A 12,329-nucleotide genomic window follows, 5' to 3' on the forward strand; every position below is an offset into this window, starting at 1 on the left:
TTAAAAACCCAGCCTTTCTCTGACCGTTTTCTTTAAAAGAACTTTCCCGATAAACAACGTGAGGACCCCTGCCACAATGGCCTCAGGTACTCCGTTGATCCCGATCACGGATAAAATGAATGTATAAACCGCCGATACTGCCACATCATTTGCCGCTGCATAGGCCTCCCGGAAAAATACAAAGATCAGGTTCATCACCAGCAGGGTGTTCACCAGCGCTCCGGACACACCCGCAAGTACAAGTCCCACATTGGATACGCCTTTTCTTCTTGTCTCCTCATTTGAAAATCTGAGTACAAGTTTATAAACATAGAAAGGCAGAATGCCGACCAGGATCCGGGGGATGAAACAGATGATCACGCTTCCGATCCCTCCGCTTACATCACCAATACTGTAAAACGGTGTAAAGACAAAGGATGTAGGAGTGGGATTCATCGTGTTATTGATAAAGCTGGTCAATCCGAAGAGGAATCCCAGCGCGCCGCCTTTCTTCGGCCCCATAAGCAGCGAGGCGATGATAACCGGCACGTGGATAATGGTCGCTCTTGTAAATCCAAGTGGTATATAGCCAAGAAAGGGGGTAAAAGCCATGACGCATATAATCGCGCCGAATATCGCCACCTGTACCATGCTCACCGTGCTGATTCTGCCGCCTCCCGGACTTCCGGTCTGTTGATTGGTTCCTGATTTGTAATTTTCTGATTGATTCATAATTGCCTCCTTGTTATCATTCCCCTGAGGGATACAATACGTTTTGGCACAGCAAAGAACCCTGTCCCTGTGTTCAGTTGTTACGATCTTTTCTCATGTCAAGAATCCTGTTCATGATCTGTGAGGCTGTCTCCTCTTTTGACATTTTCCCGAGTGAGATTTCCTCTTTTTCTGTCAATATGGTCACAACGTTGGTATCGCCTCCAAATCCGGCTCCCTCCACGTTCAGGCTGTTGGCCACGATCATATCCAGATTCTTTCTTTCCAGTTTTTTCCTGGCATTCTCCAGCAGATCTTCCGTCTCCATGGCAAATCCGCACAGGAACTGTCCGGGGCGTTTATTTTCTCCCAGACAGGACAGGATATCCTCTGTCCGCTCCAGTTCAAGGGTAAGCTCTTTCCTCCCCTTCTTCATCTTCCTGCCGCTTGCATATTTGGGCCGGTAATCCGCCACCGCAGCCGCTTTTATGATAATGTCCTGCTCTCCGGCACATCCCGTCACCGCTTCGTACATTTCCTGTGCGGATCTTATCGGTACCATCTTTACAAACTCTGGCGCCTTCAGTGCCCCGGGGCCGCTCACCAGCGTCACCTCCGCGCCTCTTTGGGCACATACTCTCGCAATCGCATACCCCATTTTCCCGGTAGAATGATTTGTAATATAACGGACCGGGTCTAACGCCTCCTGGGTCGGGCCGGCCGTTACAAGGACTTTCAGCCCCCGCATGTCTTTTTCATATTGGATCTCATGCAGAATATACTCCAGCAGCAGCTCCGGTTCCGACATCTTCCCGGCTCCTGTATCCCCACAGGCCAGATAGCCCACGGCCGGACGGATGATTTCATAATCATAGTTTTCGAGAATCTTCAGATTGTCCTGCACAATGGGATTCTCAAACATATTTGTATTCATAGCCGGCGCGATCATTTTTTTACATCTGCACGCCATCACCGTGGTCGTGAGCATATCATCGGCAATGCCATGGGCGATCTTCCCGATCACATTGGCACTGGCAGGCGCGATCATAACCACATCTGCCTTTTTCGCGAGAGCTACATGTTCTACTTTGTATTCAAAGTTCCGGTCAAAGGTATCCACCAGGCATTTATTACCTGTAAGACTCTCAAAGGTAATCGGATTGATAAAATTTACCGCGTTCCGGGTCATCAATACATGAACATCTGCGTGCATCTTCTTCAGAGCACTGGCCAGATATGCCGCTTTGTATGCGGCAATGCTGCCTGAGACCCCGAGCAGGACCGTTTTCCCTTCCAGCATAGATTTCCCCCTTTCTCTGGTCTGTCTTTGTTATACGCGTAAGCATCCATAAAATTGCAGGATTGCTCCGGTTGTGCTTCATTATATGATATCGCCCTGAAAAAATCAATTGTAAAACAGGCGCAAAACCCTGTCCGGACGCTGACAATTGCAATTTCTTCTGATTATGTTTTATAATGATCTGAGAAAAGGAGCCATTTACAGTATGCTGAAATCATATATTGCATTTGATATTGAAACAACAGGGCTGAATCCCCTGGAAGATGAAATACTGGAGATCGGGGCGCTGAAGGTCCGGGAGGGGAGAGTCGCCGAGCGGTTCATGGAGTTTATCCGGCCCACCCTTTCCGTTCCTCCGGCTATTACCGCCCTTACCGGGATCACGGATGAGATGGTAGCCGGCGCCAGATCAAGACGCCAGGTGGTTGCTGATTTTCTCGATTTCTGCGGAGACGATATCCTGATCGGCCACAACGTGTCCTTTGACTACAGCTTCATGAAATGCAGCGCCGCCGCTGACGGCCTGCCGTTCGAAAAGATGGGGATCGACACCCTGAAGATCGCCCAGAAAGTCCACCGTGACCTGGAGTCCAAAAGCCTGGGCAGCCTGTGTGACTATTATCATATTGAAAACAGATCCGCCCACCGGGCTTACCATGATGCTCTGGCCACAGCCAAGCTGTATCAGACCCTCGCCCACTATTTTGAGACGGATGAGCCAAAACTTTTTAAACCGGTACAGCTTACATATAAAATCAGGAAGCCGCAGCCGGCTACGCAGAAGCAGCTGGCCCTCCTGGAGAATCTCGTCCGGAAAAAACGGATCAAACCGGACTGGGACACCAGGACACTGACCAAAAGCGAAGCGTCACGGATCATTGACAAGCTGCTTAAAGGATAAACAGCTGCTGATTTGTCCTCTGCAAAGCTGTATTTTCTGTGCTTTTCAAGACCTGTCGTCTTATGGTATACTTTGACTGTAATCATACCAAACACAGGAGTCCTGTCATGTATGCTGAATTAGAACTGGAAATCAGCAGTGATCTGCTGACTTACCGAAACTCTTCCAATCTCCAGGGCGTCATCATGGAGACGATCCCTGAGGAATACGCGGCCCTGCTGCATCAGGGGCACATGAATCCCTACAGTCAGTTCCTTCTGACGGAGCAGGAACGAAAACGATGGTTTATCCGTACGCTGAATAAAGAAGCCTATGAAAACCTCCTGCTGCCAATGAAAAAATTGGACGAGTTTTCTCTGAAAAGTGGACAGATCTCTGCGAGGATCACTGAAAGAACGGAGCGCTTTTCTTCAGAAGATGATCTGGTAAAAGAATTTTTCGATGACGACGGTCCGCATAACCTGGAGATCCGTTTTCTGTCCCCGACTGCTTTTAAAAAGGATGGGAGATATGTCATTTATCCGGATCTGAAACTGATCTACGGGAGCCTGACACGCAGGTTTAATACTGTTTCAGAAGCCTTTGACATGACGGATCCTGAGATGCTGGAACAGCTGGTCAGCCACAGCCAGATTACACGGTATTATCTCCGGACAGTGCGTTTCCCGCTGGAGGGCGTCTCTGTCGCCGGTTTTACAGGAACCCTGGGCTTATACATACATGGGGCGGACGCACTGGCCCGCTATGCCCGCATGCTCTTCCGTTTCGGTCAGTTTTCCGGCGTGGGGATCAAAACAGGCATGGGGATGGGAGCCATTCAGCTTGCAGAACAGGGGGATTCAAAGTGAGGGAAGAAGAAGCAAGACTCATTATCGGCAGCCTGCTCCATAACAGAGTCGGGCAGGATGTCTGGCAGGAAGAGCGCGAACTTCTTGTCAATCTCATGGATATAGCGGATGAGCTGGCCTGCCTGGTCAACAATGTACAGAAAGACACGGATCTGGCGGAACCGGACCCTTCTGTCCCTCTGCAGAGTATTTTCAATATCCTGAACGGGAACCATCAGAAGATGCACTACCGGCCGAGGACAATCTCTCCCGACGGCAAGCCCAATTATCCGACAGAAGATGCCGTGACCCTATCGGATTCTTTTTACAGAAATATCAGAAAGAAACTTTCGGAACATCTGGAAAATGTCCAGTGGACCGCCGGGTATATCAATTCCCTTCTGTCCCTGATGGAAACGGAGCTGAGCTATATTCCCGCGTACAGGACCGCGGACGGGATGGCGGACATTTCCCTGTATGACCATGCTCGGATGAGCGCCGCCATCGTCTCCTGCCTTTATGCATCCCGTGGCGTACAGGGCCCTTGGATCTACTATCTGTATCATCCCGAAAAAGAGCCTGAATTTAATGATAAGAAGCTGTTTCTCTTCTGCACGATGGACATCTCCGGTATCCAGGAATTCATATACACCATCTCTTCCCGAAGGACGCTGGACGCCCTGCGGGCCCGCTCTTTCTACATTGAGATCATCATGGAGCATACCATGGACTGTCTGCTGGAATGTCTGGGACTGTCCAGAGTCAATGTGATCTATTCCGGGGGCGGACGGTGTTATCTCCTGATACCAGATATGCCTGAGTCGGCTGAGCGCATCGATAAATTTAAGATGCACATTACCCGGTCGTTTCTCACAAATTACGGAACCACGCTTTATCTTTCCCTGGCCTATATCCCCTGCAGCCTGAATATGCTCAGGGATGTCCCTGAAGGAAGCTACGCCGCTCTGTTCCGGGATCTTGGAAATCAGATATCCGGGAAAAAGACCCACCGTTATTCTTATAGGGATATTACATACCTGAATCATACAAGGGGCCGGAAAAAAGGCTTTGAGGAATGTTTTATCTGCCATACGAGAGCTGCTCTGGATGAAAGCGGCCTCTGCCTTCTCTGCCGCCAGCTGGAGCGGCTGTCCCGTGATATCCGGGACAAAAAATATTATGCCGTAATGCCAATGCCGGACCAGGGGCGAGACGGGCTTCCCCTTCCGGGCGGAAGCGTCATGACTGCCACAGACAGACGGGAACTGAAGCGGCAGATACTGAAAAATCCTTCTGTACTTCATATCTATTCAAAAAATCTGGCTTCCGCCGGGAGATCCATTACCACAAACCTGTGGACGGGAGACTACTCGGCAGGGGATGATCTGAAAATGTTCGCGGAGATCTCCAAAGGCGGTCTGCGGCTCGGAGCGCTGCGAATGGATGTAGACAATCTGGGACAGACATTTGTCTCAGGGTTTCATGATCCCGCAGATCATAACCGATACGTTACTCTGTCAAGAACAGCCGCGCTGTCAAGGCAGATCTCGCTTTTTTTAAATATCATATCAACTATCTGCTGCGAAATGGAAAATATGATATCACCGGCAGAAGCAAAAAAATAAAGCGCAGAAAAATCTCCATTATTTATTGCGGAGGCGACGATATGTTCCTCATCGGGGCCTGGGACGACATCATTGAGTTCGCCATAGACATGAACCGGGCTCTTCGGACGTATTCCCAGGGAACCCTTACCCTCTCCGGCGGGATCCATATCTATCCTTATGAGTCCCAGCGCACCATCGCTCTGGTCGCCGAAGAGACCGGAGAAATGGAAGAAAATTCCAAAAGCCTTCCCGGGAAAAACAGTGTCACTCTGCTGGAAGACGGAAATTCCCATCCGATTCCGGGAACGGACCGGCCCATCAGCAACGGGACCTTCCCATGGGACGAATTTGAACGGAACGTGATCGAAGAAAAATTCCAGACGCTGTATACGTTTTTCGAGGATTCGGATCAGCAGAAAGAAAACGCACTTTTCCTGTACCGCTGTCTGAAGTCCGTCCTGGAAAGCGGCGGGAAGATCCGTTTCCCCCAATTTGTCTCCCTCCTGTCTGAGCTGGAGTCTTTTCAGAAGGGAGAGAGCGTCGCAGCTTACGACTTCGCGGTTCTTCTGTACCGATGGATCCGGTCGGAGAAAGACCGCCGGGAACTGAAGACTGCGCTGACGCTGTATTCCTTCCTGCAGACAGAACGGGGGAAGGAACCCCGCCGGGAACAAAAACGGGCAGAACAGCGTGAAAGCATACAGAAACAAGAGGATCAGCCATGTTTGCAAAAATCAGGATCACGGGAGACGTAGAGCTCCTCACAGGGATGCATATCGGCGGGAACGCAGAATATATGGTCATCGGCTCTGTGGATTCTCCGGTTATAAAAGACGGCCGCACCGGCCTTCCTTTCATTCCGGGAACCTCGTTTAAGGGCCGGATGCGGACACTCCTGGCGGAAAAATACCCCGGCTCTTCCGAAAAGCCTGAGGATGACTCCCCGCGGGTAGCAAGACTTTTCGGCGTCTCGAAACTGCTGATCGAAGAGTATCTTTCCAAATCTGCCCGCAAAAAAATAAGAAAGAAAAAGGTCCATATAGAGCCAACCTTAATAAAGACAAGGCAGTTGACGGAAAGCCGCCTCCAGATCTACGATCTGTTTCTCGCCGGCGGTCTCGATCCCGGCGGAAAGAGCTTCCATTCTGGCGGAGCGTCTCCCGGCAGCGCGACGGAGATCACTGCCCAGATCTTTACCGTCACAGACGGGATCCCCGATGCGCCAAAACTTGTAGAGGCGGCGGTTCCCGGCTCGGTCTTCCGGATGGAAATGATCTACGAAGCCTGCGAGGAAGATACCTTCCTGGAAGATATGGAAACTCTTACCCAGGGCCTGCGCCTGCTCCGGGAAAACCGCCTTGGCGGATGCAAGGCCAGAGGGTTTGGGGAAATCCGTTTTTCCCATATCTGCGCGGAACCCGTCATCGGATCTGTCCCGGATGATCTGATGACGAAATGTCGGCGTATCCTCGGGCAGGGAGCTGAAGAAGAATCCAGAATATAGAGATTTACACAGGAGGAATTATGGAATATCAGATTTACAAACTGACATTTGCGGGCGGAGCCCGCTTCGGGACCGGAGCCTCCGGACGGGATGCCGCCATCGCCTTTCCCGCGGATACGCTCTTTTCTGCCCTGTGCCTGGAAGCGGTGAAGCTGGAATGTCTGGATGAACTGTATCAGTACGTTTCAGACGGACTGCTTATCTTCTCCGACGCCTTTCCTTACATGCAAGATACCTGTTTTCTTCCGAAGCCTTATCACTATATTGATTTCGGAGAAGAACAGGGGGATTCCGCAGAGAAAAAACTTTTCAAGCAGATGAAATATCTCAGCGCGGACGATCTGGAATCTTATCTGAGCGGCAGGTTTTCAGCCCGTCAGGCGGAGGCGCTGAATGATCTGGGATTCTTTACTGAAAAAATCTCCGTTTCCATCCGCGGTCTGAAGCGACCGAAGCCCTACCGGATCAAATATTACAACTTCTACGAGGGAAACGGGCTGTATTTCATCGCAGGGGCGGAGGACCGTCAGTATTTTGGACTTCTCGATACCCTGATGACCAGCCTGTCCTACAGCGGAATCGGAGGCAGACGTCATTCCGGTCTCGGCCGTTTCTCTTACACGACCGCGGATGTGCCGGATCCCATCCTGGAAAAGCTGATGCCCGACAGCGGCCGGGTCATGCTCCTCTCCTGTGCCTTCCCGAAGCAGGGCTCCCTCGGAACGATTCTGAAGGGCGCAGAGTACCAGCTGCTCCATCGGGGCGGGTTTGTCCAGTCCGCATCCTATAAGGAACCCGGAATGAGAAAACGGGATCTGTACGTATTCGGAGCCGGCTCCTGTTTCATCCATCAATTTCAGGGCACCATACAGAACGTGGCCGCAATGGGGACGATCCCTGTATGGAGATACGCCAAGGCGATGTTCCTTAGTATTGAGTAAATTTTTTATCCCCTGAAAGGGGACGGATGCTAAAAATAAAATCCAAAAATCTACTATCATAAAACCCCCGCAAGGGGACGGCGGATGCCAGAATACAAAAAATTATATCAGGCCTCAGGAGGGGTGGAAAATGAAAAAAACGTATCTGTTTTCACCGGTCGGCTACACCGATCCCATCAAATATTTCCGGGATGGTTCCCTTTTACATATCTGCAGGGTCTATCGCCCTGATGTGGTCTATCTCTATCTTTCCAGCGAGATGATGGAAAATCACCGGAAGGATGACCGTTATGTAAAAACGCTCCGGCTTCTGGGCGATAAACTGGGCCATACCTTTGATATCCGGCTGATCGAACGGGAGGATCTGGTAGATGTACATCACTATGATGTTTTTTACTGGGAATTTCGGGAATATATTTCACGTATCATGAATGAGATGGGGCCGGAAGATCAGCTCCTTCTCAACATGGCTTCGGGAACTCCGGCCATGAAGAGTGCTCTGCTCATACTGTCTACACTGGCTGAATACAGCTTTCAGCCTATTCAGGTCGCCTCGCCAAAAAAAGCAGGAAATATAGAACTGGAAGAACGAAAAGAATATGATGTTATAGAGAACTGGGAACTGGATGAAGACAATGAAGAGGATTTTCAGAACAGGAGCTATCCGGTCCGGTGCATGAATCTTATGAAACTCCTCAAGATCGATATGATCAAAAAGCATCTGAAAGCCTACGACTATTATGCTGCTGAAAATGTCGCCCGGGAGCTGAAAAATGATATTTCTCCGAAGGCGCTGCAGCTGATCGAAGCCGCCGGAAACCGCCTTCTTTTGAACTGGAACGGATATCGTGGAAATATCGCAGGTTATGAAGACGTCTTCCGGCCGGTAAAAGCCGGCGATAAACAGAAGTATTTTGAGTACGCGCTCACTCTGGATATCAAGCTGCGAAAAGGCGAATATGTGGATTTTATCCGGGGACTCACGCCTTTGGTCGTGGATCTGGGGGAAATCATTCTGAAGCAGCTCTGCGGGGTCAATGTCAGCGATTACTGCCGTCAGATCCGGAAAGGGCTTGAATGGGACAGGGAAAAGCTCGCCGGGACAGAACTGCTCAGTATCTTAAACAAAACCTTTTCCCCTTTCCGGTACGGTAACATATACTCCATCCATCTCAATGCGCTGATCCAGGAAAAATGTCCGGACAGGGCGGTCGCCGACCGGATGGACACCCTGATCCATGTGGAACAGAGTGTCCGCAATCTGGCTGCCCATGAGATCGTGTCTGTCACCCGGGAATGGGTGCAGCAGAGGTCCGGGAAAACACCGGCAGAGATCATGGAACTGATCCGTTTTCTCTTTAAACGCCTCCAGCTCAATAAAAATGAAGAAAACTGGAATTCCTATGATGCAATGAACGACTGTATCATAGAACTGCTGGAGGAAGGGGAGTAGTGAACTCCATTTTCTTGTAGCTGAGCTGCTCCTTTACAGCTTCTGCCCGCACCGGTTCTCCGCGTAACCTGCTCCGCTGTACTCGCAGTCGCCCAGCTGGTCTTCCGGCAGATGGCAGACGCGCCGCTGCTGATCCGTCAGCTTTTCCACAAATTCTGTGGCAGGATGGCGCAGAAGTTCTTCCGGCGGCGCATACTGCTGGATCTCCCCCTGGTCCATGACCAGCACTTTTGTTCCCAGCTTCAGCGCCTCTGAAATATCGTGTGTTACAAACAATACCGTAATACCCGTCTGCTGATAAATCCGGCGCAGCTCTGTCTGCAGCTGGCCCCGGGTAATCTCATCTACCGCTCCGAAAGGCTCATCCATCAGAAGGATCTCCGGGGAAGCCGCCAGCGCCCGGGCGATCCCGACCCGCTGCTGCTGTCCTCCGGACAGCTCCGCGGGATAACGTTCTTTCAGCTCTTCGTCCAGTCCGACGATCTCCATCCACTTGTTTACCGCCTCTTTTGTTTTTTTCTTGTTCTTCTTATTCAGAAGATTCGGGACATAGGAGATATTCTGTTCTACCGTCATATGCGGAAACAGTACGCTTCCCTGGATCGAATAGCCGATATTCCGCCGCAGCTGCGTCTGATCTTTCCCGCGGATGTCCTCCCCATTGACCAAAATGTCTCCCGCGTCAGGAGTGAGAAGTCCGTTGACCATCTTCAGGACTGTCGTCTTGCCGCAGCCGGAAGATCCGATGATGGTCACAAACTCTCCTTTGTCTACGGACAGGCTGAAATCTTTCAGAACCACTTTGTCTCCGTATGCTTTGTGTATATTGCGAAATTCAATTACTGTCTGCATCTTACATCCCTCCTGTATCGCTTATTGCAGAAGCCCGTTGGACCGCAGGTATTCTTCTGCCACATCCCGGGGTTCCCTGCCTTCCGATTCTACCGCGTAATTCATCGCTGCCATATCGCTGTCTGTGATCAGACCGGTCAGTTTGTCGAAAACAGCATTCAGTTCCGGATGCTCTTCCAGCACTTCGCTTCGGATCACATTGCCGCACAGGTAAGAAGGATAGAACTGCTGATCATCCTCCAGCACCACGACATCTGAAGAAGACAGCTGCCCGTCCGTGGTGAACACGACCATGACGTCGATCTGCTCCTGATCCAGCGCCTGATATTTCAGTCCGATATCCAGATCCATGGTCCTGGCAAAATTCAGCCCGTAAGTTTCACAGAGCGCGTCATATCCGTCTTCCCGCTCGAAGAAATCATACTCCGCTCCGAAGACCAGCTGATCAGAAACCGGCGCCAGGTCGGAATAAGTCTTAAGGTCATACTGCTCCGCGATCTCCCGGCGTACCACCAGGCCGTAAGTATTGTTAAATCCATACATCCCCACCCATTCCATGGAGTAATCTTCTTCATATTCCTTCTGCAGTTCACCAAACAGATCTTCCGTATACAGCCCCTCATTTTTCAGCACCATATTCCAGGCGGTGCCGGTATACTCCGGATAAAGGTCGAATTCACCGCTCTCCATGGCCGGCTGGATATTGGAAGTCCCGCCGCCGACTCCCTGGGTCAGTTCCACGTTCAGATCCGTATCCTGCTCGATCAGGATATCCAGCATCTCACCCATTACATACTGTTCTGTCATGGGTTTTGTGGCAATGTGTATGGTTTCTGTGGAGCTTCGCTGAAAAAGAGCGGCTCCTACAACGGCAACACACAGGACCAGCGCGGCTGCCACCGTGATCCTTTTGGCAAATCGATGCTTTTTCTTTATTCTTCCTCCGGTGGAACCGGGTCCTTTTTTCATATGTCCCTCTATGAGACCCAGCAGGAAATCCATTACCAGCGCAAGAACCGCGATCAGCAGGCTGCCGGCGAATGTCATTGCGGCATTATTGGTTGTAATCCCTCTGTAAATCGCGACACCCAGCCCGCCCGCGCCGATGAAAGAAGCGATTCCGGCCAGGGCAATCGTCATGGTCACCATATTGCGTATGCCCGACATGATCACGGGCATGGCCAGCGGCAGTTTGATCTTGAAAAGGATCTGCGGCCGTGTGCTCCCCATTCCCCTTGCCGCTTCCAATATGGCCGGATCCACGCCCGTTATCCCCGTGTGCGTATTCCGTACCATCGGGAGCAGTGCGTAAATTGTCAGCGCGATCACAGCTGTCGCGTTCCCCACTCCGGAGAAAGGAATCAGAAATCCCAGCATGGATATGGAAGGGATTGTATAGAGAAAATTGATCACTCCCAGAGTCGGCCTTGCCGCCCTCTGAAATTCACTGATCAGGACTCCTGCCAGCCCGCCGATCAGAACAGCGATCAAGATCGCAAACAGGGAAATCCCGATATGTTCCAGAAGCAGTTCGCCGAAAAAGGCCGGCCGGTTCGTAAATAATTCCCATATCTCCTGTATCATTTTCATACACCTCTTTTCTCAACCGCCTGTACCGGACAGTTCTCATAGCACAATCCACAATGCAGACAATGCTCCTGCCGTATCACGTAGGGTTCTCCACTGACGATACATTGCTGAGGACAGCCTGCCGCACATGTTCCACATCCGATACAGGAATCCGTGATCCGGAAGCCTTTCTCCCCGGCTTTTGAATTCCCCATAGAAAACCTTCCCCGGACAATAGGAGTTTTACCCAGATCAAAAAATTCTATCACTCCATTATCAATGCAGAAAGGTTCCAGAATATACCTGCTTTCTCCCGGATAAACTCCTTTCATCGAAGGATTTTCTTCAAAGATCCGGTCGATCCATTTTTTCTGTTCCGGAAGTTTTTGCGCCTTTCCTGACAGACGCACCATCTGGTAATCTCTGTTCATTCCCGTGACTGCCACCTGTCCGGATGTAGTCAGCTGACGATAAAAGTCTTTTCCCCGCGCAGTACAGAAATAAAGTTTTCCCTCTTCTACGAGCATAACGTCGATCATCCGTATCTGAGGCATTCCTTTCTCATCTACAGTCGCGAAAGCGACATCTTTTATGCTGCGAAGCAAGTTCAAACAGTCCTGTGTTGTCATGGCAATTCCTCCTTGTTTTTTACCACCGTGTCTTTTTATCGACGGGTGTCTTTCTT

At 50.7% G+C, this 12,329-nt stretch carries 12 protein-coding genes; 7 read left to right on the top strand and 5 right to left on the bottom strand.

The features are described from left to right. Both BQ7367_RS03695 and coaBC read right to left on the bottom strand, forming a co-directional pair. Positions 1–711, bottom strand: a complete 711-nt coding sequence (locus BQ7367_RS03695) for an ECF transporter S component (protein WP_083588865.1) — start codon at positions 709–711, stop codon at positions 1–3. A 73-nt stretch (positions 712–784) separates the two neighbouring features. After that, on the bottom strand, positions 785–1,990 hold the full coding sequence (gene coaBC, locus BQ7367_RS03700; protein WP_072524261.1) for a bifunctional phosphopantothenoylcysteine decarboxylase/phosphopantothenate--cysteine ligase CoaBC: 1,206 nt from the start codon (positions 1,988–1,990) through the stop codon (positions 785–787). Between the two features lie 205 nt (positions 1,991–2,195). Here coaBC and BQ7367_RS03705 point away from each other — a divergent pair, with 205 nt between their 5' ends. From BQ7367_RS03705 to csm6, 7 genes are all read left to right on the top strand, one after another. Then, entirely contained in the window at positions 2,196–2,891 is a 696-nt protein-coding gene (locus BQ7367_RS03705; RefSeq protein ID WP_072524262.1) for a 3'-5' exonuclease, read from the top strand. A 107-nt stretch (positions 2,892–2,998) separates the two neighbouring features. Then, positions 2,999–3,739, top strand: a complete 741-nt coding sequence (gene cas6, locus BQ7367_RS03710) for a CRISPR-associated endoribonuclease Cas6 (RefSeq protein WP_072524263.1) — start codon at positions 2,999–3,001, stop codon at positions 3,737–3,739. Then, positions 3,736–5,343 (top strand): type III-A CRISPR-associated protein Cas10/Csm1, encoded by a 1,608-nt coding sequence (gene cas10 / locus BQ7367_RS03715; RefSeq protein ID WP_072524264.1) that lies wholly within the window; start codon positions 3,736–3,738, stop codon positions 5,341–5,343. Before cas6 ends, cas10 begins: the two co-directional genes overlap by 4 nt. Beyond that, positions 5,319–6,080, top strand: coding sequence for a Cas10/Cmr2 second palm domain-containing protein (locus BQ7367_RS03720; protein ID WP_442855392.1), 762 nt, complete (start codon positions 5,319–5,321; stop codon positions 6,078–6,080). The genes cas10 and BQ7367_RS03720 overlap by 25 nt, the downstream gene beginning before the upstream one ends. Next, positions 6,047–6,829: a type III-A CRISPR-associated RAMP protein Csm3 gene (csm3, locus tag BQ7367_RS03725; protein WP_072524266.1), complete on the top strand. Its 783-nt coding sequence runs from the start codon at positions 6,047–6,049 to the stop codon at positions 6,827–6,829. Before BQ7367_RS03720 ends, csm3 begins: the two co-directional genes overlap by 34 nt. A gap of 20 nt (positions 6,830–6,849) precedes the next feature. Beyond that, positions 6,850–7,770, top strand: a complete 921-nt coding sequence (gene csm4, locus BQ7367_RS03730; RefSeq protein WP_072524267.1) for a type III-A CRISPR-associated RAMP protein Csm4 — start codon at positions 6,850–6,852, stop codon at positions 7,768–7,770. Positions 7,771–7,900: 130 nt separating this feature from the next. After that, positions 7,901–9,223, top strand: a complete 1,323-nt coding sequence (gene csm6 / locus BQ7367_RS03735) for a type III-A CRISPR-associated CARF protein Csm6 (protein WP_072524268.1) — start codon at positions 7,901–7,903, stop codon at positions 9,221–9,223. A 33-nt stretch (positions 9,224–9,256) separates the two neighbouring features. On the opposite strand, the gene BQ7367_RS03740 is transcribed toward csm6, so the two are convergent. The 3 genes from BQ7367_RS03740 to BQ7367_RS03750 are packed head-to-tail and all read right to left on the bottom strand — an operon-like array spanning position 9,257 to position 12,273. Further along, entirely contained in the window at positions 9,257–10,075 is an 819-nt protein-coding gene (locus tag BQ7367_RS03740) for an ATP-binding cassette domain-containing protein (protein WP_072524269.1), read from the bottom strand. Positions 10,076–10,096: 21 nt separating this feature from the next. Beyond that, entirely contained in the window at positions 10,097–11,665 is a 1,569-nt protein-coding gene (locus tag BQ7367_RS03745; protein ID WP_072524270.1) for an ABC transporter permease/substrate-binding protein, read from the bottom strand. Beyond that, entirely contained in the window at positions 11,662–12,273 is a 612-nt protein-coding gene (locus BQ7367_RS03750; RefSeq protein WP_072524271.1) for a pyridoxamine 5'-phosphate oxidase family protein, read from the bottom strand. The genes BQ7367_RS03745 and BQ7367_RS03750 overlap by 4 nt, the downstream gene beginning before the upstream one ends. Positions 12,274–12,329: the final 56 nt, after the last annotated feature.

The sequence above is a fragment of the Clostridium sp. Marseille-P3244 genome, from assembly GCF_900120155.1.
Lineage (GTDB): Bacteria > Bacillota > Clostridia > Lachnospirales > Lachnospiraceae > Mediterraneibacter.

Coding starts and splice junctions, on each gene's coding strand:
- BQ7367_RS03695 (WP_083588865.1), bottom strand. CDS start 711: ATGAATCAATCAGAAAATTACAAATCAGGAACCAATCAACAGACCGGA.
- coaBC (WP_072524261.1), bottom strand. CDS start 1,990: ATGCTGGAAGGGAAAACGGTCCTGCTCGGGGTCTCAGGCAGCATTGCC.
- BQ7367_RS03705 (WP_072524262.1), top strand. CDS start 2,196: ATGCTGAAATCATATATTGCATTTGATATTGAAACAACAGGGCTGAAT.
- cas6 (WP_072524263.1), top strand. CDS start 2,999: ATGTATGCTGAATTAGAACTGGAAATCAGCAGTGATCTGCTGACTTAC.
- csm3 (WP_072524266.1), top strand. CDS start 6,047: ATGTTTGCAAAAATCAGGATCACGGGAGACGTAGAGCTCCTCACAGGG.
- csm4 (WP_072524267.1), top strand. CDS start 6,850: ATGGAATATCAGATTTACAAACTGACATTTGCGGGCGGAGCCCGCTTC.
- csm6 (WP_072524268.1), top strand. CDS start 7,901: ATGAAAAAAACGTATCTGTTTTCACCGGTCGGCTACACCGATCCCATC.
- BQ7367_RS03740 (WP_072524269.1), bottom strand. CDS start 10,075: ATGCAGACAGTAATTGAATTTCGCAATATACACAAAGCATACGGAGAC.
- BQ7367_RS03745 (WP_072524270.1), bottom strand. CDS start 11,665: ATGAAAATGATACAGGAGATATGGGAATTATTTACGAACCGGCCGGCC.
- BQ7367_RS03750 (WP_072524271.1), bottom strand. CDS start 12,273: ATGACAACACAGGACTGTTTGAACTTGCTTCGCAGCATAAAAGATGTC.